A 25696-nucleotide genomic window follows, 5' to 3' on the forward strand; every position below is an offset into this window, starting at 1 on the left:
AAACAAAACCAAAAAAGCGCCAATCACGGCGCTTTTTTCAATGGCATTGTCAGCGAACCTAAGCCTTTTGTTAGAAAGGCCACCAGCTGCGGTTAGATTCAAGCTCTGAGCGGCAGCTTTGCAATTGTGCGCCATAGGTCTTCGCCTGACGCTCTACTTTGCGCGCCACCTGCATCACCTGAGGCTTAGCTTTATACGAGCCGCGCTGAAACCCACCTCGCCCTTCGTGATACGCCAAGTACTGGTTGTAGGTATCCCATTTTGAGATCCCCAACTGACGCTGCGTCTCGCTGGTATACCAGCCAATGAACTGCATCGCATCACCAAAGTCGGTACGCGAACCACCGTTACTGGTGGCTTTCTGATAATCCGACCAAGCAGGATCTTGCGCTTGCGCATACCCATAGGCACTGCTGACACGCCCCCATGGGATCACCCAAAGTACGTAGTCTCTTGGCGGTAATGCATCATGTATATAAGAGCTCTCTTGTTTCACAAAAGCCATGGCGACATGGATTGGCGTTCCCCAATCGTCTTCCATGTCCACCGCATCTTCATACCAACCATCATATTGGCGGAAAATACTGCAAATGTTCTCAGGGCTTTTGGGTGGAGGATTGGCGCAGCCTACTAAAAATAATGAGGCGAGAAGTAATAGCCACCTAGGTGAAAAGTGCATAGTTGTTCCTATCTCACGAACCATCGACACGAAAAGTTAACCCTGAGCCCAAGCAACCTCAATATGCATATTCGGCGAGAGTTGTGTCGGCATAACAGATACAAAAACAGGCAGAGAGATCTGCCTGTTTTTCAGTAAAAATCGGAGTCTCTTAAAGCGATACACTATCACCAAAGTATTCAGCCAGATACTGTTCAAAGCTTATAGCGTCGCCTTGCTCCACATCTTTCTGCTTTTTCAAGCTAGCTTGTGCTTCTTCGCGAAATTGTGCTTCAGAGACAAGATGATACTCGCCTTGTGCGTAAAGCTCAGCGTTTTGTTTCGCTATCGCTAGGCCGACTTTTCCGATGCTTTCCTCTTCAACAATCGCGTGAAGCAATTGCGCTGACAAGGTTTTATTTGGCTCATCAAACCATGTCACCAGTTCACGACACACTGCCTGATATTTGTCGCCGCCATAGGCTTTGTCCATGACCACAGCCAGCTCTGCGAGATCGGCAAAGACGCGATGGCCCCATTCAGCCTGCGTAAGTTGCTCACCGTCACAACCAATTTGCAGCGTCAAACCCGGTTTGCGGCCTTCTAGCACCACTTTGTTCCAGTTTTGACGCCAGCATTGCAGCTCACACTCGGTCATTGGATCAGAGTCGCTCAATGCACACCACGTCACAAATAGGTCTAAGAAGTAAACCTGAGTCTCGTCAATACCCGTTGGGCTAAATGGATTCACATCCAATGAGCGAACTTCAATGTATTCAACGCCGCCACGCTCTAACGCTTCAGACGGTTTTTCGCCGCTTTGGGCAACACGCTTAGGACGGATCGGGGCATAAAGCTCATTTTCAATTTGCAGCACATTGGCATTCAATTGACGATAGCCAGCGGCATCTTTCACGCCTATTTTGGCAAACTCAGCCGACGGCGTGCGAATAGCAGCTCGAACCCCTTCAAGATACTGCTCTAGGCTGTTAAAACCAATTTTCAAGCCACTTTGGGCGCTGTTGGTGTAGCCTAAATCGCTCAAGCGCAAAGACGTCGCATAAGGCAGGTAGTAAGTACCATTGCCTAACACTTTGAAGTCTAAATTTGTGTCGGTTTGCTTGATAAACGAACCACACAGTGCAGGAGATGCGCCAAACAAATACGGGATCATCCAGCCAAAACGATAATAGTTTCGGATCAAGCCGAAATACGCGTCAGACACTGCTTCTTGGCGTGCATAAGGGCTTTGATCACCAAACTTCTGCTGCCAGAAACTTTCAGGGAACGAAAAGTTGAAATGCACACCAGAGATCACCTGCATCACACTGCCATAGCGAAGCTTAAGGCCCTGACGATACAAGGTTTTCATTTTGCCAACATTCGATGTGCCATATTGTGCCAAGGTGATGTCATCTTCATTGGCAACGTAACAAGGCATGGAAAGCGGCCACAATGATTCACCGTCCAACTCACGGTAGGTAAATCGATGAATATCCTGCAACTGCGTGAGCATGTCAGAGACCGAATACGTCACTGGCGTAATAAACTCCAGCAGTTGTTCTGCAAAGTCGGTCGTGATCCATTGATGGGTCAGTGCTGAGCCTAACGCTATTGGGTGGGCGGCAGATGACAGAGTCCCTTCTGGAGTGATACGCAATGCTTCGCGCTCCACGCCTCGGCCTATGCCTTTAAGCGTTTCTGGATGTTCAGAAAACGCTGCCAACCTTTGAGAAAAACTATTCAAGGCTGTACTCGTTTATATTTTGAAAGCAGTAAGATGACTAAGGATAATCACTCTCAACACCAAAAGCCATCTCACTGTTTTTACGGTTAGTCTAACCACCTATAAATATCGCTCAATTCTCAATCGATAAACGTTTTACAGGTAATCCCAATGTCGCAAGTGAAGGTTCAAGCTTGTTGGCATCACCAACAACAATGATTTGATAGTCATTTGGGTTGAACCACTCACGGGCTAGCGCATTTAACGTTGCCTTCTCAACGCTATCGATGATCGCCTTCTGCGTTGCTTTGTAATCTTCAGGCAATTCATGGCGCATGATGTTAGCGATAAGACCGGCCTTATCCCCCGGCGTTTCATAACTCAGCGCATCTTTTTGCCCTACCGCGAGACGCAGGAAATCAAGCTCTTCATCTGTAATGCCTAGCTCTGCCATGTCAGACAGTTCTCGTTGCATTTCTTTAACGGTATCCAAGGTGGTGTCTGCACGCACTTGCGCCTGAAAGACAATGCGACCTTTATCCTGATCACCCAGCACATAGCCACTTGCACCGTAAGTGTAGCCTTTGTCTTCACGAAGATTGAGATTCAAACGTGAGTTAAAGTTACCCGCAAGGTTAAAGTTAGCCAGTTGGGTTTTGAACATTTCTCCCGTGGCATCATAAGGCATGGCGTGACGTATCATCTGCACCACACTTTGCGGCGCGCTAGGCTTGTCCACCAACCAAATATTCGGTTCAGCGTACTGCTTCAGTTTTGCTTTTTCCGGTGTGTTTGCTTTCGGTCCCGTCCAACGGTTCAGCCCATTAATTTTCGATAAAAGCGTTTGCTTATCAATGTCGCCAACGGCAATCAGTCGAGTTGTATCCGGCGTATAGTTGTTGGCATAAAAAGCTTTCACATCATCCAGCGTCAAGCTGCTCAATGTTTCTCGCGTTCCCTCTGAAGGTAGTGCATGCCAAGGGTCTTTATACAAAACTTCACGGCGAGCCTGACTCGCCTGCCACTGTGGCGTTTGGTGGCTAAACTGAATGCTTTCAAGTGCCTGCTTTTTCAGTCGATCAAAATCCGCCTGATCAAAACGAGGATTAAACAGCATGTCGCCGGCAATCATCAGAGTTTCTTTGAGGTTCTTCGTCAATGATGACACGCTAACCGTAGTCCCTCGACTCGACGCACTGATGCTCACACTTGATCCTAAGCGATCCAGCTGAGCAGCAATTTCTTCACTGGTTTGATTCATTGTGCCTTCGGCGATCAAATCTGCCGTCAACGAAGCGAGGCCATTTTTCCCTTCAGGCTCCATCAAGGTGCCGGCAGGAAGAATAAGGTGCATCGCGACGGTCGGCGTTTCGTTTGATTCTGCCCCAGTAATTTGAATGCCATTGCCCAACTTCGAATGATAAAGCGTTGGCACATTCAAGGTCACTGACCCAGAAGGTTCCGGTATCACACTGCGATCGAAGGTCTCAGGGGTTTGTCGAGCATTAACCAAAACTGTGTTTATCTCTGGTTCTTGGGCTTTCGCTCTTACTGCGGTGAAGTTTTGCGGTTCCGCCTCTAGCGACAACTTACCTTTAGGCACCACAGACACGGTGACGGAGTGTTTTTGCCAAACAAACTGACGAAATACGGCTTCCACTTCCTTGGTGGTGACGTTATCAAGCTCGTTGAGCCACTGCGACAACCTGTCCGGTTCGCCATAGAAGGTTTCGTTGGATGCTAGTTGCGCCACTTTGCCATGAACACTTTGCAGACCAAATACGGCGCCCGCTTCGGCGCTGCCTTTGACTTGCTCAAGGTCATCTTGTTTGATGCCTCTAGCTTTCAGTGAACCCAGCACCTTGAACACATCGTCACGTACTTCTGTCAGGTCTTGGCCTTGGTTGCCAAGGACATACAGCTGAAACGTGCAGGCAAGCTCTGCACAATCTTGATAAGCACTCGCGCTGAGCACTTTGCCAGGCTTCACTAGCTCTTGATACAGCAAGCTGTTTCGCCCTTGCCCAAGAACTGACGCCAACATGTCCAGTGCGACAGTCGATTCTGCATCGGGATATTCCGTCGGCCAGCTCATCACGAGCATAGGTTGTTGAATTTTATCTTCAATCGTCACAAAGCGATCGCTATCAAGCGTTACTGGCCACTTATCAGCGTTAACAACATCCGGCCCTCGCGGAATGTCGCCAAAGTATTTTTCGACCCAAGCGAGAGTTTGCTCCACATCGATATCACCACCGATAGTGAGCGTGGCATTATTAGGGCCATACCAGCGCAAGAAGAATGCTTTTAAATCATCCACGTCGACACGATTAAGATCATCAACGTAACCAATGGTTGGCCAACTGTAAGGGTGTGTCGGTGGATACAGCGCGGCGGCTAAGGTTTCCTGCACCAACCCATACGGACGGTTGTCATAGCTCTGAGCTCGTTCATTTTTCACCGTATCACGTTGAATCTCGAATTTACGCTGCGACACCGCTTCAAGCAAAAATCCCATGCGATCGGACTCTAGCCACAGCATTTTTTCTAATTCGTTAGCCGGTACTGTTTCGTAATAATTGGTGCGATCTCTGTTGGTCGTGCCATTCACACTGCCGCCAGATTCAGTGACCAATTTAAAATGCTGCTGATCGCCAACATGCTTGGAACCTTGGAACATCATGTGCTCGAAAAAATGCGCAAAACCCGACTTTCCGGGCTCTTCACGGGCAGAGCCCACATGATAGGTCACATCCAGATGCACCAAAGGATCGGAGGTATCAGGATGAAGCAGAACAGTCAGCCCGTTATCGAGTTGATACTTTTGATAAGGGATGGTGGGAGTGCCGCTTTTAGCGTCGTGTTGCTCAATAAACGTGACACCCGAAGGTAGGGACTTTTCTGGTGAAGCCGAATAAACACCGCACCCAGACAGCGTAAGCACCGCTGCCGCAAGGATAAAATAACGCACACACTATCCTTTCAAAAATGAATTAGACAAACAGTAAACCTCGAGTCACAAGCGCGAGTATCAGATATCTGAGGGCTTTTCCTGCCCCAATCAAGACCCAACACCAACTTTGTTTCAGTCTCAGCCAACCCGCAGCCAAACAAAGAGGATCACCGATAATAGGTAGCCAGCTGAGTAGCAAGGTCCAATAACCATAATGCTGAAGCCAGCTAATGGCTCTTTGACCGTGTTTTTGCTCAAGGGTTCGCGCAGGAATAAAGCGCCCAATCCAATAGTTAGTCATGCCACCCAAGGTGTTTCCAAGGGTGGCAACTAGTACCAGTACACCAAGACTAAAACTCGATTGTTTAAGAAGAAATATCAGGTTCGCTTCTGAACCACCGGGAAGTAACGTCGCGCTGAGAAAACCGGTTGAAAATAATACCCACAGCGCGGAGTCACCACTAATCCAATCCAACATCGGTGACTCGAACATCAATAACATCCATGCCTGCTGCTGCCGCCGCATCAAAGCCAAACACCGCATCTTCAAAGACAAGGCATTTGCTTGGCGTGACACCCAGCAATTCAGCACAACGAACAAAAGTGTCCGGTGATGGTTTGTGTGCTGATACCTGATCAGCACCGACAACCACATCAAACAAATGAAGCAGTTCCGCTTTCTCAAGCATACGCGTGGCGATGTCGGTTAAGGTTCCGGTGCCTACCGCCATCGGTTTCTTACCCGCATAATGACGGGCGACGTCTGTAAACGGCAAGATTTCTAGGTGATCTTCCATGACCTCGCTAAAACACCGCGTCTTATGCGCAGCGAGTACCTCAGGGGCAATATCAAGATCAAGCTGCTCGATGAGTGATTTCGCCGTCAAAATCGTCGGACTGCCGCCGCGTGTGTGATACCAGCTTTCCGACACGTCAAAGCCAAAGTCTGCCGCGGTTTTCTGCCATGCCGCATAGTGACCTGGCATAGAGTCAAGCAAGGTGCCATCCAAATCGAAAATCAGCGCCTCATATTGGTCATAGCGACTCATTGCGGGATCTCCAGCAAAATCTTGCCGCGAGTTCGACCGGATTGAATATCCACGTGCGCTTGCACGCCATGCTCTAACGGATAGGTTTTGGCGATTTCCACGTGTAACTCTCCTGCTGCTACTTTTGCCAAAAGAGCATCCATTTGCGCGGGATTAGGTTGAACAAGCATACCTTGGGCTTCAATACCTTTGGTTTTGGCCGCATTGATGATTCGCTCAGCGGTAATGGTCGGTACCGTGACCACTCGCCCGCCTTGTTTCACACACGCTAACGCAGCCTCTCCAGCATCACCGCCCATCAAGTCAATCAACACGTCAACGCCACTCACCTGTGCATCAAGCGCTGATGCACGATAATCCAACGCCTTTGCACCGAGTTGGGAAACAAACTCAAGGTTGCCAGCAGAACACGAGGCATACACAACCGCACCAACCGCTTTGGCTAACTGGATCGCAATGTGACCCACACCGCCAGCACCCGCCAATATCAACACCGACTCACCTGATTTCACACCAGCAAGTTCGAGTGCTTGAAGGGCGGTAAGACCCGCAACCGGAAGTGATGCTGCTTGTTGAAAGGATACGGTTTCAGGTACGCGAGAAAGCGCATCGAGATTGGCGCAAAGATATTGGCCATATCCGCCACCTTCTACGATTCGTCCAGCGACACGATCCCCTGTCTGATATTGGCCAGCGCTCGCAACCACAGTGCCCGCGGCGTCAAAACCAGGAACCCAAGGGAGAGAATCTTTGATTTTCTCTGCGCCCCAGCCAAGTCCCGCTCGGGTTTTAGCATCAACCGGATTCACACCCGCATAAGCGACCTTCAGCAATACCTGCTCCTCTGTTGGCTCGGGTAGCTCAGTTTGTTGTATTTTCAGGGTCTCGGGTTCACCAAATGCGGTGATTGCCAGTTGAAGATTGTGAGTCATGCCATCATCCTTTTTGCACCATTAGTGCTTTTCAGTGTCATTAAAAAAGGCGAAAGACACAATGCCTTCCGCCTTTATTTCGTCACTTTGTCGCGTTGACCAAGCTTGTCACATTACCGCTATGTGCTTTCTCGCCTGCCAACTTGGTTGAGTATTTATCCCACCAAGGCAAGTAACACACCGGCAGCAACCGCCGAGCCTAATACGCCAGCGACGTTAGGGCCCATAGCATGCATCAACAGGAAGTTATGCGGGTTAGCATCCAAACCGACTTTGTTCACTACACGTGCCGCCATTGGTACCGCAGATACACCCGCAGCACCAATCAATGGGTTGATGTTGTCCTTGCTGTATTTGTTTAGCAATTTTGCCATCAACACACCAGCGGCAGTACCAATACTAAATGCCACCGCACCCAACACCAGAATCCCCAAGGTTTCTACGTGAAGGAATTGCTCGGCTTGAAGCTTCGAGCCCACAGACAAACCCAAGAAGATGGTCACAATGTTGATAAGCTCGTTCTGTGCCGTGTTTGAAAGACGATCAACCACCCCACATTCACGCATCAAGTTGCCTAAGCAGAACATACCAACCAAAGGTGTTGCCGATGGCAAGAAGATTATCGCCATCATCAATACCGCAAGCGGGAAAATAATCTTTTCCGTTTTAGAGACGTGGCGTAGCTGCTTCATCTCTATCTTGCGTTCTTCTTCCGAGGTAAACAGCTTCATGATTGGAGGCTGAATGATCGGCACCAACGCCATGTAGCTATAGGCAGCAACCGCAATCGCACCGAGTAAATCAGGCGAAAGCTTACTGGCGAGGAAGATAGCCGTTGGGCCATCAGCACCACCAATGATCGCAATCGATGCTGCATCGGCCAGCGAGAACTCCATACCAGGGATCAAGTTCAGCAAAATCGCACCGAACAGCGTCGCGAAAATACCAAACTGTGCCGCAGCACCTAGCCACAATGTGCGAGGATTAGCGATAAGCGCACCAAAGTCGGTCATTGCACCCACGCCCATGAAGATCAGGAGTGGCGCGATCCCAGACGCAATAGCGACACTGTAGAACGAGTAAAGCGTACCATTAGAGAACTTAGCGGCATGCGCCGCTTCATCGAGCGCTGTAATTTGATGAAGGCTCGCACCATCTATTGCGACCTTTATCGCTTCAGGATTCGCATCACCAATACCGAGTATGCGGGCGAATTCGCCCATCACATCTGGGCTCGCGGCATACAACGCATTTTGAATGGCATTGTTCGCCAAACCCACTTCGGGAATATTGGCAAGAATGGCACCGAAACCAATCGGCAATAGCAACAAGGGTTCAAACCCTTTGCGGATGGCTAAATACAGCAGCACACACCCAACAAAAATCATCACCAATTGGCCAATCTGGAAATTGGCAAGACCCGTGCCTTGCCAGAGGATCAACAAACCTTCCATGTTTTCCTCTATCCTCTTACGCTAGGCTCATCAATGGAGAGCCAACAGTGACTGAATCACCCTCTTTCACCATGACGTCTTGAACAATACCTGCACGAGCAGCTCGGATTTCCGTTTCCATTTTCATCGCTTCAAGGATGATTAACACGTCCCCTTCCTGAACTTGATGGCCTTGTTTGGCAATCACCTTGAAGATATTGCCAGCCAATGGTGCTGCAACGGCCTCTGTCGTCCCCGATGTTGGTGCAGGCGCAGCCTGTGGAGTAGCGGTTGGCGCAACAGATGTGAGCTCTCCTTGAGGGCCAACAACCACATCAAATACCTGACCATTAACTTGAACACTGTATGCTTCAGTATCGCCAGATGCAGCAGCCACTGGCGCTTGTACCGCAGTCGTCGCCACATCAGCTTCTGTACCTGGAGCAGGTTCAAATGCATCGGGGTTACCACGGTTTTTCAGGAACTTAAGGCCAACTTGAGGGAACAAAGCGTAAGTAAGAACATCATCCACCTGCGCCTCTGCCAGTAAAATGCCTTCTTCTTTCGATTTAGCAACCAACTCGTCCGTCAACAAGTGAAGTTCAGCTTCTAGCAAATCCGCTGGGCGACACGTGATAGGTTGAGCGCCATCAAGTACGCGCGCCTGAAGCTCAGCATTTACCTTAGATGGCGCAGCGCCGTATTCGCCTTTCAGTACGCCTGCAGTTTCTTTGGTAATGCTCTTATAGCGCTCTCCCGTCAACACGTTGATAACCGCTTGGGTACCAACAATTTGCGACGTTGGTGTAACCAGTGGGATATAACCAAGATCTTGACGTACACGTGGGATTTCTTCCAGCACCTCATCGAGACGATCTGCTGCGCCCTGCTCTTTTAACTGACCTTCCATGTTAGTCAGCATGCCACCAGGCACTTGGGCAATCAGAATACGTGAATCAACACCTTTGAGCTGACCTTCAAACTTGGCGTATTTCTTCCGCACTTCGCGGAAGTAGGCAGCGATAGGTTCAATTTTGTCGAGTTGCAAACCGGTGTCGCGCTCAGTGCCTTGCAGCATGGCAACAACAGTTTCAGTTGGCGTGTGTCCGTAGGTCGAACTCATCGAAGAGATTGCTGTATCAAGGATATCAAGACCCGCTTCTACTGCCTTAACAGCCGTTGCGGTAGAAAGCCCTGTGGTTGCATGACAGTGAAGCGCAAGAGGAATATCACAAGAGGCTTTAATGCGCTTGATGAGCTCTTCTGCTTCGTAAGGTCGAAGCAAACCCGCCATGTCTTTGATACAAAGAGAATGACATCCAAGATCTTCTAGACGCTTAGCAAGATCTGTCCACGTATCTAGCGTGTGATGCGGGCTCGTCGTATAAGACAACGTACCCTGCGCGTGCGCGCCAACATCGACCGCTGACTTAACGGCTCTTTCAAAGTTACGTACGTCGTTCATCGCATCGAAAATACGGAAGACATCCATACCATTAGCATGTGAGCGTTCAACAAACTTCTCCACCACGTCATCGGCATAATGGCGATAACCCAGCAGATTTTGACCACGAAGCAGCATCTGCATCGGTGTTTTTGGCATCGCTTTTTTCAGCTCACGCAGACGCACCCACGGATCTTCTCCGAGATAACGGATGCAGGAGTCAAACGTTGCACCGCCCCACGTTTCCAAAGACCAATAACCGACGTCATCGAGCGCCGCAGCAATCGGTAACATGTCATCAAGACGCATACGCGTCGCAAAAAGCGACTGATGGGCGTCGCGTAAAACGACATCTGTAATAGCGAGTGGCTTAGACATACGACATAACTCCTTGTAATTGTATGTTGCGCATCAGCTAACGCTGGCGACTACGATATTTATGTACAGCTGCGGAAATGGCAGCGATAGTATTCCCAGAAATTTGACCATTATTATTTTGATTAGGGGTGGTGGTCGAAGCGGCCTGAGGTGGCAACTCTTCGGGGACAAGACGTGACATCAGATTGACCAGAACGATCAAAATGGTGAGAAAAATGAAAACTACCGCCATGCCAGTTAACATGAGCGTGGCTGCTTGTTCGAGCGTGCTTCCCAAATCCATAGGTTTGTTCCTTCCTTTGAACCGATTAGCCTAAAGACCAACCAGCAACAACCATTCTCTCAGATGTGAGTAACATTTTATTGAGAATTTACTTATTCAGTTAAGTAATGGGTCAAAATACTAACAAATCACAATAATGACAATCCTGTAATACTGATCATTTCTGCCATTTTCGGCCTCTGACGCAATAAAAATGCACAATTGTTATCAACTTGTTAATGCCAATTGGTGCTCTATGGCATCACTATGTTACTAAAAAAAATGGAAAAAAAGAGAGTAATGTCAGCGAATTAAGGCTGGATTATAGAACTGATAAACAGTGTTTAGAGAGAAGTCACTGAAAGCGGGGAAATAGGGTATAAACAGAAGGAAGTTTGCTTTTTGAGATAATAGAAGAATAAGCAGTAAAAATGCATTTAAATGCAGAGAGAAGATGGTGCGCGTGGGAGGATTCGAACCTCCGACCGCCTGGTTCGTAGCCAGGTACTCTATCCAGCTGAGCTACACGCGCATCTTGGTGTTACACAACAAGCCTGTGGCTTATCGTTTTTAAATAGTGGTGCGCGTGGGAGGATTCGAACCTCCGACCGCCTGGTTCGTAGCCAGGTACTCTATCCAGCTGAGCTACACGCGCATCTTGGTGTTACACAACAAGCTTGTGGCTTATCGTTTTTAAATAGTGGTGCGCGTGGGAGGATTCGAACCTCCGACCGCCTGGTTCGTAGCCAGGTACTCTATCCAGCTGAGCTACACGCGCATCTTGGTGTTACACAAATCTTGGTCTTACACAATAAGCCTGTGACTTATCGTTTTTAAATAGTGGTGCGCGTGGGAGGATTCGAACCTCCGACCGCCTGGTTCGTAGCCAGGTACTCTATCCAGCTGAGCTACACGCGCACAGTGCTTTCTTCTTTCATAAAGCGTTCCTCTCAGCTACAAAAGGAACAGTGCCACCAATGAACATTACCTTGGGTAAATTCAGTGGTGGCAAAGAATGGCGGTGAAGGAGGGATTCGAACCCTCGATACGGGATAAACCGTATACTCCCTTAGCAGGGGAGCGCCTTCAGCCTCTCGGCCACCTCACCACACAAATTTGGTGCAATAACAAGTCAAACAACTCGTTACGTAAAATGGTGCGCGTGGGAGGATTCGAACCTCCGACCGCCTGGTTCGTAGCCAGGTACTCTATCCAGCTGAGCTACACGCGCAATATTTCTCAATTTGAGAAATGGTTTTCTTTGCTAGAGAAAACGTGTTGATTGTCATTTCTAACCACCAACAAAATAATGGCGGTGAAGGAGGGATTCGAACCCTCGATACGGGATAAACCGTATACTCCCTTAGCAGGGGAGCGCCTTCAGCCTCTCGGCCACCTCACCGTCTTGCGGAGGCACATATTACTTTGAGCCAGAAATATGTCAAACACTTTATCTGGAAAAAGCTGCAATCACGGTGCGTTTGCACACTTCTCCGCCATTCGCACTAGCGAGTGGACACAAAAGCATCCATTTGCGTTTTAAATGAACAACCTGTCTTTAGCAAAAAGGCCGATGAAATAATCGGCCTTTTGTAAAATACGACTGCGTAAAGCTTAGAAATTACCAGTGGTAGGCGTTGGATTGCCTTTTTCAGCCTGAATACGCATGTAGATCTCTTCACGGTGAACAGACACTTCTTTAGGCGCGTTCACACCAATACGTACTTGGTTACCTTTAACACCCAGTACAGTTACCGTTACTTCATCACCAATCATCAGCGTTTCACCAACGCGACGAGTCAAAATCAGCATTCTTCTACTCCTTGAGTAATTACAACTTTCTTCTTAGTTGAGTGTTTGGTCTTCTTACTGCACGAAGCAAACTCACGCGGCAGCTCAAGCTCCGAGATGGACAATCAACATCTTTCCTTCCTTGAGAGCATCCTTTACAGGCACCTGAAACAGCTATTCGGCGCCTTCACGGTTTTTCAATATGGCTTATTTCTCTGGCCAACTCCAGTTTGCCAATGAGAATTTAGCGATCGAATCCAGACATTGTGACTCCTGTGCACAGAAGATCACCTTGTAAGATACTGCACAGTAAAGAAAGTTCGTCTTCTCGGAAAAAATTCCGATGTATAAGACTTTATTTAAAAGCCTCATCCACTTTAAGGCGATGCACTATACAGAGTTCAAATAAAAGTGCAAAGAATAAACGCTACAAAGAATAGGGACAAAAAAAGGCTTCCCTAGGAAGCCTTTCTTTACACAGATTTTACAGTGCTTAAATACCCTATAGGCGCTCTGTCAGCCATGGTGTAACCGAGTCGAGCGCCGCAGGCAACGCTAATACGTCTGTACCGCCCGCTTGCGCCATATCTGGACGACCACCGCCTTTACCTCCGACTTGTTGAGCAACCATGTTGACCAACTCGCCCGCTTTCACTTTGCCAGTCAGATCTTTGGTCACACCAGCAATCAAACCAACTTTGTCGTCAGCAACGTTACCAAGGAATACAACACCACTGCCCATTTGGTTTTTCAAATCATCAACCATGGTACGCAGTGCTTTGTTGTCTGCACCATCTAGCTTGCAGATCAGTACCTTAATGCCGTTAATTTCTTGAACATTGTTGATTAAGCTTGCACTTTCTTGTGCCGCCAGTTTTTCTTTCAGCAGTTGGATCTCTTTTTCTAGTGCTTTCGCACGGCTTTGAGAGTCATTCACTTTTTGCGTGAATTCTTGCTGCTGACGATAGAACGCCTCTTCCGCGCCTTTGCCCGTCACCGCTTCAATACGACGAATACCTGCCGCAATGCCGCTTTCAGAGACAATTTTCAACATACCGATATCACCGGTACGATTGGCGTGAGTACCACCACACAGTTCGATTGAGAAATCGCCCATGCTCAGAACACGAACCTGCTCGTCATATTTCTCACCGAACAGCGCCATCGCACCTTTTGCTTTTGCTGACTCAATGTCCATCAATTCGGTGCTAACTTCATGGTTACGACGGATTTGCTCATTGACCATCGCTTCTACGGTGCGTAGCTCTTCTGGCTTCACCGCTTCAAGGTGTGAGAAGTCAAAACGCAGGCCTTCAGCGCGAACCAGAGAGCCTTTCTGTTGAACATGCTCCCCAAGCACGATACGCAAGGCTTCGTGAAGCAGGTGAGTCGCTGAGTGGTTAAGTGCAATGGCCTGGCGGCGCTCAGCATTCACATGAGCTTCAACGCTGTCACCGACCGTCAACGTGCCGTCAACCAACTTACCGCGGTGACCAATTGCTGCGCCGTATTTCTGCGTATCAATCACTTCAAACTTGCCAGCATCTGTCATCAAGAAGCCGGCATCACCACATTGACCACCTGACTCGGCGTAGAATGGTGTTTGATCAAGCACAATCACAGCTTCATCAGCGTTTGCTAAGGTGTCGGTTGCTAAGCCATCAACAAAGATGTCGGTGATCAAACCGCGACCTTCCGTCTCGCCGTAACCGGTGAACACGGAGTCACTTTCTACTTTGATAACAGAGTTGTAGTCAGTGCCAAACTGGCCAGCCTCACGTGCACGTTTACGTTGTGCTTCCATCGCAGCTTCAAAGCCTTCTTCATCGATGGTTAGATTGCGCTCACGCGCAACATCGTTTGTCAGATCAGCGGGGAAGCCGTAGGTATCATAAAGTTTGAAGACAGTTTCGCCATCAAGGATGTCGCCTTTCAAGCTCTCAAGTGCATCGTCCAAAATCGCCATGCCGCGATCCAGGGTGCGACCGAAGTTTTCTTCTTCAATCTTCAACACTTTCTCAACCAGGGCTTGCTGTTTCTTCAACTCTTCGCCCGCAGTACCCATGATCTCAGCCAAAGGACCCACTAGTTTGTAGAAGAATGCGCCTTTCGCGCCTAGCTTGTTACCGTGACGAACAGCACGACGAATAATACGTCGCAACACATAGCCGCGACCTTCGTTTGACGGCATCACACCATCAACGATCAAAAACGCACATGAACGTATATGGTCAGCCACAACGCGCAGAGATTGGTTAGACAAATCTTCGTAACCAATCACGTCAGCCGTTGATTTGATCAACGTTTGGAAAATATCAATTTCATAGTTTGAATGAACGCCTTGCATGATTGCTGCGATACGCTCAATGCCCATACCCGTATCTACAGACGGTTTTGGCAATGGCTCCATCGTGCCATCGGCATGACGGTTAAACTGCATGAATACGTTGTTCCAGATCTCGATGAAACGGTCACCGTCTTCTTCTGGTGAGCCCGGAGGACCGCCCCAAATGTGATCACCGTGATCGTAGAAAATTTCGGTACATGGGCCACAAGGTCCGGTATCGCCCATTTGCCAGAAGTTGTCTGACTCAAACGCCTTACCCCCTTCCTTGTCACCAATACGCACAATGCGATCCGCAGGAATGCCAATGTTCTCGTTCCACAAAGCGAATGCTTCATCGTCTGTTTCGTATATCGTCACCATTAAGCGGTCTTTTGGCAGTTTCAAAACGTCAGTCAGAAACTCCCACGCATACGCAATAGCGTCTTCTTTGAAGTAGTCACCAAAGCTGAAGTTACCCAGCATTTCAAAGAAGGTGTGGTGACGGGCAGTGAAACCCACATTTTCCAGATCGTTATGCTTGCCACCCGCACGAACACAGCGCTGCGCTGATGTTGCACGCGTATAGGCACGTTTTTCGGCGCCAAGGAAGCAATCTTTAAACTGGTTCATACCTGCGTTTGTAAACAACAGCGTTGGGTCGTTTGCAGGCACAAGCGATGAGCTAGGCACAATGGTATGCCCTTTGCTTTCAAAGAATTGGAGAAACGCAGTGCGAACCTCGTCGGTGCTCATGTACATTGGCTAATCCTGAAATTAGAGTTGTGGTAGTAACTAAATCGCCGTTAACAGCGAAATTACCAGAGTCAATTAGGGCTTATTGTAAACAACCTAACCAGTGGCGAAAAGAGGCAGAAAGAAGATAGCTCGCAGTGCGAGGCAAGAATGGCAAGGATTTAGCTTTCTTTTGACAGTGCGTAGTTGATTTGATCGAAACTAAAACCGCGGCTTTGCAGGTAGCGCGTCCACTTAGCACGTTGCTTCAAATCAACCTCAGGCAAGACGCCGTCAAGATCAGCAAAGCGACGAGTCGCTAATTCTTTCGCTAACTCATACCAATCATGCTGTTGATTTTCTTGCGCTGTTTCCAGCATAGGCGTGGTGATACCTTTGCGTTTGGCATCAAAGCAGATTCGCTGCCAGCCATGCCCTTTCGCCACACCATGGCGTAACGTAGCTTCGGCAAATCGCTTGTCATCTAGCCAACCATGATAATGGCAATGCTCAATGGCAGTATCGATGTCTTCTGGTGGGCACTGTTTCTGCGCCAATTTTTGGCGAAGTTCCAGTTCAGAATGATCGCGGCGGGCTAGCATGCCCACCGCTAATTCTCTCGCGCTTAAAGTCAGAACGCTTCGCCTTCTGGCTGTTTATCATCTTCTTTTTTTGCGCTTTCTTCTTTACCACCGCCCAACAACATATCGCGCAGTTTTTTGTCTAACTCTTGAGCAAGGTGTGGGTTCTCTTTCAGGTATTTACAAGAATTCGACTTACCTTGACCAATCTTGTCACCGTTATAGCTGTACCAAGCGCCAGCTTTCTCAACCAGCTTGTGCTTAACGCCCAAGTCGATGAGTTCGCCATAAAGGTTGATACCTTCGCCGTACATGATTTGGAATTCAGCTTGTTTAAACGGTGCTGCAATCTTGTTCTTCACGACTTTTACGCGGGTGTCGTTACCAACAATCTCGTCGCCTTCTTTGATAGAACCAATGCGGCGAATATCAAGACGAACAGATGCATAAAACTTCAGTGCGTTACCACCAGTAGTGGTTTCTGGATTACCAAACATCACACCAATTTTCATACGGATTTGGTTGATGAAAATCATCAAGGTGTTGCTGTTCTTGATGTTGGCAGTCAGCTTACGCATAGCTTGAGAAAGCATACGCGCTTGCAGACCCATGTGAGAATCACCCATTTCGCCTTCGATTTCAGCTTTAGGTGTCAATGCAGCAACGGAGTCAATGATGATAACGTCAACAGCGCCTGAGCGAGTCAATGCATCCGCAATTTCCAGCGCCTGCTCACCGGTATCTGGCTGTGAAACCAATAGGTTGTCGATATCAACACCTAACTTGCCCGCATAAACTGGGTCAAGTGCGTGTTCCGCATCGATAAACGCACAAGTCTTGCCAATTTTCTGCGCTTCCGCCACGACTTGCAGCGTTAACGTTGTTTTACCTGAAGATTCAGGACCGTAGATTTCAACAATACGACCGAACGGCAAGCCACCCGCTCCCAGCGCGATATCCAGTGACAATGACCCGGTTGATACGGTATCAATATCCATGGTGCGATCGTCGCCTAGACGCATGATCGATCCTTTACCAAATTGTTTCTCGATCTGGCCCAGGGCCGCGGCTAACGCCTTCTGTTTGTTGTCGTCCATTTGATTCTCCAACGGAAGCAATATTCGTTCAGATAACTGTTCACTTATGGGGCTAAGTATACTGTCCATTTATACAGTGTCTAGCCCTGTGTAAACTTTTTCTTTGCTTTCGTGTCACGTCTCTTATTTTTCAGCTTCTAGGTAACTGAGCAAACGGCACAAACTGTGGGCGATGGTGTTACGACGAATATCGTAACGTGTACCATCAAACAAGCAGGTCTCTGTCACGACCCCTTTCTTGGTCGCCCAACCAAAGCACACCATGCCAACTGGTTTTTCATCGCTGCCTCCCGTTGGGCCTGCAATGCCTGTGACTGCCAAAGCAAAATCAGCGTTGGCCGCTTTAAGTGCGCCCTCTGCCATTTGTGCGGCAACTTCTTCACTCACTGCCCCATGAGCAATAAGCGTTTCGTTCGATACCCCAACCAAATCCGTCTTCGCTTCATTGCTATAAGTAACAAACGCGCGCTCAAACCATGCAGAACTACCTGCAATCTCTGTCAGCATATAAGCAATACCACCGCCGGTGCATGACTCAGCAGTGGTCACCGTCTGTTGGTTCTCTTTCAGCCGCTCACCAATTTGTGTTGCCAATTTCACTAACTGTTTCATGCTTCCCTCTGACGGTCATATTTTTCATCATCTTCCAGTCATCGCGATATCGATACTTTACCCTGTCACCGCGATTCACGTATCCTTGTTACCTTCTCTTTACCTTTGTAATTTTGCAGGCCAGAACGTGACAGTACAAGCACTCGCTACTCACACGCCAATGATGCAGCAATACCTTAGAATTAAGGCGCAGCATCCTGAAGAACTTCTTTTCTATCGTATGGGTGATTTCTACGAATTGTTCTTTGACGATGCCAAGCGAGCTTCGCAATTGCTCGATATATCACTGACCAAGCGCGGTGCCTCTGCTGGCGAACCAATCCCAATGGCTGGGGTTCCCTATCATTCTGTCGAAGGCTACCTCGCGCGTCTGGTTCAGCTCGGAGAATCTGCTGCAATTTGTGAGCAAATTGGCGACCCCGCCACTAGCAAAGGGCCAGTTGATCGCCAAGTAGTGCGAATTATCACACCAGGCACTGTTTCCGATGAAGCCTTACTCAGCGAACGTGTTGATAACCTAGTAGCCGCCATTTATGCCAACGGTGAGCGCTTTGGGTATGCCACTTTGGATATTACATCAGGGCGATTCCTGCTCAGTGAACCCGCAACAGAAGAAGAAATGCAGGCCGAACTTCAACGTACTCGACCAGCTGAACTCCTCTACCCTGAAGATTTTGCCTTCCCTTCGCTGACCGCGATGAGCAAAGGCAGCCGTCGTCGCCCAATTTGGGAGTTCGATGTCGAAACGGCGAAGCAACAGCTAAACCAACAGTTTGGCACTCGTGATCTGATTGGTTTTGGCGTCGAAGGCTGCTCACTGGGTCTCGCTGCTGCGGGTTGCTTAATGCAATACGTGAAAGATACGCAGCGCACCGCATTGCCTCACATTCGCGCCTTGGTCAAAGAGAATAAAGATCATTCTGTCATTTTAGATGCAGCGACGCGTCGTAACCTTGAACTGACGCAAAATCTGTCAGGTGGCGTTGAAAATACCGTTGCATCTATATTGGACAAAACGACAACACCAATGGGAAGTCGCTTACTAAAACGCTGGTTACATCAGCCGATGCGTGATTTTTCAACCGTCAATGCACGCCTTGATGCCATCACCGCATTAAAAGATACGGGCATTTATGCTGACCTAGCCACAACGCTGCACCCCGTTGGCGATATGGAGCGTATTCTGGCACGTTTGGCACTACGTTCAGCACGCCCACGCGACATGGCAAGGCTTCGCGGCGCATTGCAGCAGTTGCCTGAAGTTGAGTCCCTGTTGGTGGAAGTAGAAAACAGTTCGATTGCACCGCTAAAAGCGGCATGTGAGCCAATGCCAGAACTCGTGCAATTGTTGGTAGATGCCGTCGTTGAAGCGCCACCTGTTGTGATTCGTGATGGCGGCGTTATCGCCCCGGGATATAACGCAGAATTGGATGAATGGCGTGAACTGGCTGAGGGAGCCACGCGCTTTTTAGAAGAGCTTGAGCGACGTGAACGTGAACAACATAACATCGACACCCTCAAGGTTGGTTTTAATCAGGTTCATGGCTTCTTTATTCAGGTTAGCCGAGGTCAAAGCCACTTAGTCCCTCCGCACTATGTTCGCCGCCAAACGCTGAAGAATGCAGAGCGCTACATCATTCCTGAGCTTAAAGCCCACGAAGACAAGGTACTAAACTCCAAATCAAAAGCCTTGGCGCTAGAAAAGAAACTTTGGGAAGAATTGTTCGACAAACTATTGCCGCATCTTGAAACCTTACAGAAAGTTTCAGACTCATTGTCAACACTGGATGTCATGGCGAACCTTGCTGAGCGGGCAGAAACATTGAACTACTGCCGCCCTACTTTGAGCGAAGAACGCGGGATTGACATCACAGGTGGTCGCCACCCTGTGGTTGAGCAAGTGCTGGATGCGCCGTTTATTGCAAACCCAACATCTTTGCGCCCCGAGCGCCGAATGCTAATTATTACTGGCCCAAACATGGGTGGTAAGTCGACGTACATGCGCCAAACAGCACTGATTACCCTACTCGCGCACATTGGCTCCTACGTACCAGCAGAAGCCGTGACTCTTGGCCCTGTGGATCGTATCTTCACCCGTATTGGCGCATCGGACGATCTGGCCTCTGGTCGCTCAACGTTCATGGTTGAGATGACCGAAACGGCAAACATCCTTCACAACGCCACAGAAAATAGCTTGGTATTGATGGATGAGATCGGCCGCGGCACCAGCACCTATGATGGATTATCGCTGGCGTGGGCAAGTGCAGAGTGGCTGGCAGAAAAACTCAAAGCAATGACCTTATTTGCCACCCATTATTTCGAATTGACCGAACTTTCAGGTCAAATTGAAGGCTTGGTTAACGTTCACCTTGATGCGGTTGAACACGGTGATGAGATTGCCTTTATGCACGCCGTTCAAGAAGGTGCAGCGAGCAAATCTTACGGTTTGGCGGTTGCAGGTCTTGCAGGCGTGCCTAAAACCGTCATTCAGCGGGCGAAAAACAAACTTCGTCAATTAGAAGCAAGCGGGCATGAGGTGGTGACAGGTGAAGCTGTTAAGCCAACCTCCATAGCACAACTTTCGCTTATTCCAGAGCTGAGCGAAACCGAAAAGGCGCTGGCAGATATCGAGCCCGATAACCTCACGCCACGACAAGCGTTAGATGCGCTTTATCGACTGAAAGCTCTTCTATAACTGGTCAGTTGAAATAGCGCCAATAAACGCAAAACACAAAAAAGCCCCTAACGGGGCTTTTTACTAAACACTTAGAAACGAAAAATAAGAAGAGAAGTGCTTAGTGCTCAGTATTGAACAGCGATTCAATGTTCAAACCTTGGTGGGTCAACATGTCGCGCAGGCGACGCAGACCTTCCACTTGGATTTGACGCACACGTTCACGAGTCAACCCAATCTCACGACCAACATCTTCCAATGTTGATGCTTCATGACCCAACAATCCAAAGCGGCGTGCTAGCACTTCGCGTTGTTTCGGGTTCAATTCTTGCAGCCAATGAACGATAGACTTTTTCATGTCATCGTCTTGCGTGGTAGTTTCAGGACCGCCTTCTTTTTCATCAGGGATGATATCTAGCAGTGCTTTTTCTGAATCACCGCCGATAGGGTTATCCACTGAGCTGATACGCTCGTTAAGGCGCAACATACGGTTGACGTCTTCAACAGGCTTATCAAGTTGCAGTGCAATGTCTTCTGCTGTTGGCTCATGATCAAGCTTTTGAGCCAATTCACGTGCAGTACGTAAATAGACATTTAGCTCTTTCACGACATGAATAGGTAGGCGAATGGTGCGAGTCTGGTTCATGATCGCGCGTTCAATCGTCTGACGAATCCACCACGTGGCATAAGTAGAGAAACGGAACCCACGTTCTGGATCGAATTTCTCAACCGCACGAATCAATCCCAAGTTACCCTCTTCCACCAGATCAAGCAGAGCAAGACCGCGATTAGAGTAACGACGAGAAATCTTCACCACCAAACGGAGGTTACTTTCAATCATACGTTTGCGAGCGGCTTCATCACCACGAAGTGCGCGTCGTGCGTACAGGACCTCTTCATCTGCCGTGAGCAGTGGAGAGTAACCAATTTCGCTTAGATAAAGTTGAGTAGCATCCAATGCTTTGGATGATGCAGAGAAGGAGACCGACTCTTCGACGTTTTCCGCTACTTCAGCAGTTTCAGCTTCACTATCAAGCTCCATTTGCTCGATATCAGCGTCTTCAACGACCGTGTCATCGACTTTCTTTGCGGTATTATTCTGACCCATAGCGCCTCCCAATTTTGGCGTAGCAGCATGACAGTACAGCAAAAACTGTCTCGGATTACCGTTTCGGCAGATACCTTAACGGATTCACCGATTTTCCTTTGTAGCGAATCTCGAAGTGCAACCGGACACTGTTTGTACCAGAGCTACCCATTGAGGCTATTTTTTGCCCCTTTTTGACATTCTGGCGTTCCGAAACAAATATGCGGTCGTTGTGTGCATAAGCGCTTAAGTAATCATCATTGTGTTTAATAATGATTAAGTTCCCATAACCGCGAAGCGCATTGCCCGCATAAACCACCTTACCATCGGCAGAAGCACTAATGCTTTGCCCACGTTTACCTGCTATATCGACACCTTTGTTTCCGAGCTCTGAGCTAGAAAACCCTGAAACGACACGTCCGCTTACTGGCCATTGCCAACTTATTGCTTTCGGCGTTCCTGGTGACTTATTTGCAGATTTATCAACAGATGGTTTGTTTTTTGTTACAGGCTGACTGTACTCCTTCACTTTTTGCTGTTCAACATTTTTCTTATTCTGTGAACTAGACTCAGGCTTTTTTTGCGAAGCGTATTTTTGATTATCTTTGCCTGTTTTAGCAGATGATCCTGTAGGGGGGGTTGGCGACTTTGTGACCGCGACGGGTGCTGCCGCCACTGCCACGGGCACAGCAGCGGGGATAATAGGAACGTCGCCTTTCTTGCCATACACAGGCGGGACGTATTTCTTTTGCCAGAGATCGAGTTTCTGTCCAGGGAAGATCGTATAGGGAGGTGCTAACTTGTTGGCGCTGATGATTTCTTTCACGTCTCGGTCAGTGATATACGCGATGTAGTAAAGGGTATCGCCCTTCTGCACCTTGTAATAACTGCCGCGGTAGCTTCCCCGCTCAATATCCCCATAGTCAGGACCCACACTAGAAACAGGCGCAGGGCTAGAAATAGAGCACGCAGACAAAAATCCCAACACAGAAAGAAAAACCAATACTTTCAACTGAATTGAAACCTCACCCACAAATACTTACCTAAGCCAAGTCACCAGCAACTAATGGGACAAAACGTACCGCTTCAATTGCTGTTGTTTCAAATTCATCACCAAAACGGGTGACTTTGTAAAGTGTCTGATCAGTCTCGCCGACAGGCACAATAAGGGTTCCGCCATCTGCAAGTTGCTCGCAAAGTGCCCGAGGCATGCTGGCTGCAGCAGCAGTAACAATAATGGCATCAAAGGGGCCTTTACTCGCCCAACCTTCCCAACCGTCACCATGTTTTGTCGATATATTATAGAGCTCAAGCTGTTTAAAACGGCGCTTCGCGACCATTTGAAGTTGCTTAATTCGCTCCACGGAATAAACATGCTCAACCAGTTGCGCTAGCACACATGTCTGAAAACCAGATCCTGTTCCTACTTCTAATACGCGACTGTCATAACGCAGCGTTAAGAGCTCAGTCATCTTTGCCACGATATAGGGCTGTGAGATCGTTTGCCCAAAACCAATCGGCAGTGCGTTGTTGTCATAGGCTTGATGAGCCATCGCCTCAGACACGAAGAGATGGCGCGGCAAACGCTCAATCGCACTGAGCACACGTTGATCTGAAATCCCTTGCTGACGCAATAGTTGAATAAGTGAATGCGAGTAATTCACCAATATCACCTTTTAAAGTTCCGTTGCATTTGTTGCCCATTGAGAAAGCGTGTCCAGCGTGTCATGCGCTGTTAAATCGACCTGTAAAGGCGTCAAAGAGACACAATTGTTTTCAATGGCATGGAAATCTGTACCCGGTCCTGCATCTTGCTTCGCACCCGGAGGGCCGATCCAGAAGATGGGCTGCCCACGTGGATCCGTTTGTTCAATCATGTCTTCTGCACGATGCCGCGCACCGAGGCGAGTGACCTGCCAGCCCTTCAATTCATCTAACGGGCAATCTGGCACGTTAATATTTAAAATACGATTACGTGGCAATGGGTTGTGCTGATCGAATAGCACTGCTTTTTTTACCACTTGTGCAGCAGTATGAAAATGCGTGGAGCCACAAAGGGAGACCGCTATCGCAGGCACGCCGAGGAAGAAACCTTCGGTCGCCGCAGCGACGGTGCCTGAATAAAGTACATCGTCCCCCAAATTTGCACCGTGATTAATACCTGCAATGACGAAGTCGACCTTTTCTTTGATCAAGGCATTGAGTGCCATGTGCACACTATCCGTCGGGGTGCCCTGCACTGCATACCGACGTTCACCCACTTCGCGAATACGCAGCGGCGCTTCCAATGTTAACGAGTTGGATGCCCCTGAACGGTTACGATCTGGTGCAACGACGGTGATTGTCGCTATTTCAGAGAGGGTTTCCGCGAGCACATTAATGCCTTCCGCAAACACACCATCGTCATTACTGATCAATATGTGCATCAGACTCTCCATCCATTGTGTCTTGAAGCAGCTCTCGCATCACCGCTGTCGCGAAACTTCCTGCGGGCAACGAGAAAGACACAGTCAATGTTCCTTCACCGTGAGTCCATGCCATGTCTTTCGGCAAAAGCATCAATGCGCGGCGATCATGTCGCATACGATTACTGCGAATAACCGCCAATAAGTCTGGTTCTTGATTGATAATCGCCTGCTCAAATTTACGTGCGTCAGCTTCTGTCGGCAACGCATTGTCTCCAGTCATCGGACCGGAAATTTGCCAGGCGCCTTTTTCAATAAGCTCATTGGCTTTATTGATATCCAATGCCATTTTAAGATGACCGGTATCATCGATCAGCATGTCTCCGCGCATGGGTGTATGCGCCATGCCCTGTTCAATACGTGCTGACAACACCAAGTTAAACAAATATGAACGAGCTGCAGACAGATAAAAACTGCGCTGGCTCTTGTCACGCACTCGGATTTTGTCTTGACCCCATTCACGCGCTGCGACAACGTTATTGCCGTTTCGGCCAAAACGCTGGCTGCCAAAGTAGTTTGGTACACCTTTGTCACGAATGTTGGTAAGACGCGCTTCGATCGCCTCATCACCTTCAAAATCTGTGATCACCAACGAGAAGCGATTACCAATCAAATCGCCGGGACGCAGTTTTTTATCGTGGCGCGTGGTTTCTAAAATCGCATCGATCCCTTCATGGGCTTCAAGGAATTCCGTTAAGTCAGGATCAGGCTGCCCGGGAAGGTGAACACTGAACCATTGCTCAGTGACTGCATGGCGGTCTTTCAGTCCTGCCCAGCTCACATCTCGTGATTTCACGCCACACGCTTTCGCTAATTCGTTCACCACGTACTTGGTGTTTTCACCAATCTTACGAATACGAACAAGGAAATGCTCGCCGTGCCCAACAGGCGTAAAGTCGAGGGTTTCGCTGACGAAAAAGTGCTCAGGTTGTGCTTTCAAGCGACCTGTCGCGGTTGGTTTACCGTGCAGGTAAGCCAAAGTTGTCATTACATCACTCATGAGATTCCTTACGGATAATGACGACGGCTTCACAGGCGATGCCTTCTTTGCGCCCAGTAAAACCTAATCGTTCAGTGGTAGTGGCTTTCACATTCACGTTACTGATATCCGTTTCGAGATCGTCGGCAATCGCTGCACACATAGCATCAATATGCGGTGCCATTTTTGGCGCTTGAGCCATGATGGTCACATCCAAATTGCCGATGACATATCCTTTGGCTTTCACTTTTGCGTAAACATCACGCAGCAAGAAACGGCTGTCCGCCCCTTCCCACTCTGCATCTGTGTCTGGGAAGTGACGCCCAATGTCGCCTGCTGCGATAGCGCCAAGCAATGCATCACAGAGTGCATGCAGTGCCACATCACCGTCGGAGTGCGCAATCAAGCCGTGCTCGTAAGGGATCTTGACGCCACCAATAACAACGGGGCCTTCTCCGCCAAATTTGTGTACGTCAAAACCGTGTCCAATACGCATCATTGTTTGTCCTCTTGATGT

General features: G+C 48.7%; 21 protein-coding genes and 7 tRNA genes. 1 reads left to right on the forward strand and 27 read right to left on the reverse strand.

Features of this window, described 5'->3' with window-relative positions:
• Positions 1 to 70: 70 nt before the first annotated feature.
• From AB8599_RS12790 to pncC, 21 genes are all read right to left on the reverse strand, one after another.
• Positions 71 to 679: a hypothetical protein gene (locus AB8599_RS12790; RefSeq protein ID WP_407331288.1), complete on the reverse strand. Its 609-nt coding sequence runs from the start codon at positions 677 to 679 to the stop codon at positions 71 to 73.
• 151 nt (positions 680 to 830) lie between these two features.
• Positions 831 to 2384 carry a glutamate--cysteine ligase gene (gshA, locus tag AB8599_RS12795; RefSeq protein ID WP_407333221.1) on the reverse strand — a complete coding sequence of 518 codons (1554 nt, stop codon included), beginning with the start codon at positions 2382 to 2384 and terminating at the stop codon, positions 831 to 833.
• A gap of 133 nt (positions 2385 to 2517) precedes the next feature.
• A complete protein-coding gene (locus AB8599_RS12800) occupies positions 2518 to 5355 on the reverse strand; it encodes a M16 family metallopeptidase (protein ID WP_407331290.1) in 2838 nt (945 codons plus the stop codon).
• A 22-nt stretch (positions 5356 to 5377) separates the two neighbouring features.
• Positions 5378 to 5815, reverse strand: coding sequence for a YqaA family protein (locus tag AB8599_RS12805; RefSeq protein WP_407333222.1), 438 nt, complete (start codon positions 5813 to 5815; stop codon positions 5378 to 5380).
• Positions 5799 to 6386 (reverse strand): beta-phosphoglucomutase family hydrolase, encoded by a 588-nt coding sequence (locus AB8599_RS12810; RefSeq protein ID WP_407331291.1) that lies wholly within the window; start codon positions 6384 to 6386, stop codon positions 5799 to 5801. Before AB8599_RS12810 ends, AB8599_RS12805 begins: the two co-directional genes overlap by 17 nt.
• Complete coding sequence (locus tag AB8599_RS12815) at positions 6383 to 7318, reverse strand: NADP-dependent oxidoreductase (RefSeq protein WP_407331292.1); 936 nt, start codon at positions 7316 to 7318, stop codon at positions 6383 to 6385. The genes AB8599_RS12810 and AB8599_RS12815 overlap by 4 nt, the downstream gene beginning before the upstream one ends.
• 155 nt (positions 7319 to 7473) lie before the next feature.
• Positions 7474 to 8772, reverse strand: a complete 1299-nt coding sequence (locus AB8599_RS12820) for a sodium ion-translocating decarboxylase subunit beta (RefSeq protein WP_407331293.1) — start codon at positions 8770 to 8772, stop codon at positions 7474 to 7476.
• Between the two features lie 16 nt (positions 8773 to 8788).
• A complete protein-coding gene (gene oadA / locus AB8599_RS12825) occupies positions 8789 to 10573 on the reverse strand; it encodes a sodium-extruding oxaloacetate decarboxylase subunit alpha (protein WP_407331294.1) in 1785 nt (594 codons plus the stop codon).
• Between the two features lie 37 nt (positions 10574 to 10610).
• Positions 10611 to 10856: an oxaloacetate decarboxylase subunit gamma gene (locus AB8599_RS12830; RefSeq protein ID WP_407331295.1), complete on the reverse strand. Its 246-nt coding sequence runs from the start codon at positions 10854 to 10856 to the stop codon at positions 10611 to 10613.
• Positions 10857 to 11290: 434 nt separating this feature from the next.
• Positions 11291 to 11367, reverse strand: a tRNA-Arg gene (locus AB8599_RS12835).
• Between the two features lie 46 nt (positions 11368 to 11413).
• Positions 11414 to 11490, reverse strand: a tRNA-Arg gene (locus AB8599_RS12840).
• A 46-nt stretch (positions 11491 to 11536) separates the two neighbouring features.
• Positions 11537 to 11613, reverse strand: a tRNA-Arg gene (locus AB8599_RS12845).
• A 63-nt stretch (positions 11614 to 11676) separates the two neighbouring features.
• Positions 11677 to 11753 (reverse strand) — tRNA-Arg (locus tag AB8599_RS12850).
• Positions 11754 to 11851: 98 nt separating this feature from the next.
• Positions 11852 to 11943: transfer RNA gene (locus tag AB8599_RS12855), tRNA-Ser, on the reverse strand.
• A 46-nt stretch (positions 11944 to 11989) separates the two neighbouring features.
• Positions 11990 to 12066, reverse strand: a tRNA-Arg gene (locus AB8599_RS12860).
• A 79-nt stretch (positions 12067 to 12145) separates the two neighbouring features.
• Positions 12146 to 12237: transfer RNA gene (locus tag AB8599_RS12865), tRNA-Ser, on the reverse strand.
• 212 nt (positions 12238 to 12449) lie between these two features.
• Positions 12450 to 12647, reverse strand: coding sequence for a carbon storage regulator CsrA (csrA, locus tag AB8599_RS12870; protein WP_016960259.1), 198 nt, complete (start codon positions 12645 to 12647; stop codon positions 12450 to 12452).
• Positions 12648 to 13128: 481 nt separating this feature from the next.
• Positions 13129 to 15711: an alanine--tRNA ligase gene (alaS, locus tag AB8599_RS12875; RefSeq protein ID WP_407331296.1), complete on the reverse strand. Its 2583-nt coding sequence runs from the start codon at positions 15709 to 15711 to the stop codon at positions 13129 to 13131.
• A 155-nt stretch (positions 15712 to 15866) separates the two neighbouring features.
• A complete protein-coding gene (locus AB8599_RS12880; protein WP_407331297.1) occupies positions 15867 to 16286 on the reverse strand; it encodes a regulatory protein RecX in 420 nt (139 codons plus the stop codon).
• Between the two features lie 29 nt (positions 16287 to 16315).
• The gene (gene recA, locus AB8599_RS12885) at positions 16316 to 17362 is read right to left on the reverse strand and encodes a recombinase RecA (protein WP_407331298.1); all 1047 of its coding nucleotides are present in this window, start codon (positions 17360 to 17362) and stop codon (positions 16316 to 16318) included.
• A 123-nt stretch (positions 17363 to 17485) separates the two neighbouring features.
• Positions 17486 to 17974, reverse strand: a complete 489-nt coding sequence (gene pncC / locus AB8599_RS12890) for a nicotinamide-nucleotide amidase (RefSeq protein ID WP_407331299.1) — start codon at positions 17972 to 17974, stop codon at positions 17486 to 17488.
• Positions 17975 to 18134: 160 nt separating this feature from the next.
• Between pncC and mutS the strand changes: the two genes are divergently transcribed.
• Positions 18135 to 20669, forward strand: a complete 2535-nt coding sequence (mutS, locus tag AB8599_RS12895) for a DNA mismatch repair protein MutS (RefSeq protein ID WP_407333223.1) — start codon at positions 18135 to 18137, stop codon at positions 20667 to 20669.
• A gap of 100 nt (positions 20670 to 20769) precedes the next feature.
• On the opposite strand, the gene rpoS is transcribed toward mutS, so the two are convergent.
• Genes rpoS through ispF form a run of 6 tightly spaced genes read right to left on the reverse strand, consistent with a single transcriptional unit; the run spans position 20770 to position 25675 of the window.
• On the reverse strand, positions 20770 to 21756 hold the full coding sequence (gene rpoS, locus AB8599_RS12900) for an RNA polymerase sigma factor RpoS (RefSeq protein ID WP_407331300.1): 987 nt from the start codon (positions 21754 to 21756) through the stop codon (positions 20770 to 20772).
• Positions 21757 to 21811: 55 nt separating this feature from the next.
• Complete coding sequence (locus tag AB8599_RS12905; RefSeq protein WP_407331301.1) at positions 21812 to 22747, reverse strand: peptidoglycan DD-metalloendopeptidase family protein; 936 nt, start codon at positions 22745 to 22747, stop codon at positions 21812 to 21814.
• Between the two features lie 31 nt (positions 22748 to 22778).
• Positions 22779 to 23399 (reverse strand): protein-L-isoaspartate(D-aspartate) O-methyltransferase, encoded by a 621-nt coding sequence (locus tag AB8599_RS12910; protein ID WP_407331302.1) that lies wholly within the window; start codon positions 23397 to 23399, stop codon positions 22779 to 22781.
• Positions 23400 to 23411: 12 nt separating this feature from the next.
• Complete coding sequence (surE, locus tag AB8599_RS12915) at positions 23412 to 24161, reverse strand: 5'/3'-nucleotidase SurE (protein ID WP_407331303.1); 750 nt, start codon at positions 24159 to 24161, stop codon at positions 23412 to 23414.
• The gene (gene truD, locus AB8599_RS12920; protein WP_407331304.1) at positions 24142 to 25200 is read right to left on the reverse strand and encodes a tRNA pseudouridine(13) synthase TruD; all 1059 of its coding nucleotides are present in this window, start codon (positions 25198 to 25200) and stop codon (positions 24142 to 24144) included. Before truD ends, surE begins: the two co-directional genes overlap by 20 nt.
• Positions 25193 to 25675: a 2-C-methyl-D-erythritol 2,4-cyclodiphosphate synthase gene (gene ispF, locus AB8599_RS12925; RefSeq protein ID WP_407333224.1), complete on the reverse strand. Its 483-nt coding sequence runs from the start codon at positions 25673 to 25675 to the stop codon at positions 25193 to 25195. The genes truD and ispF overlap by 8 nt, the downstream gene beginning before the upstream one ends.
• Between the last annotated feature and the right edge of the window lie 21 nt (positions 25676 to 25696).

Source organism: Enterovibrio litoreus (assembly GCF_045679545.1).
Lineage (GTDB): Bacteria > Pseudomonadota > Gammaproteobacteria > Enterobacterales > Vibrionaceae > Enterovibrio.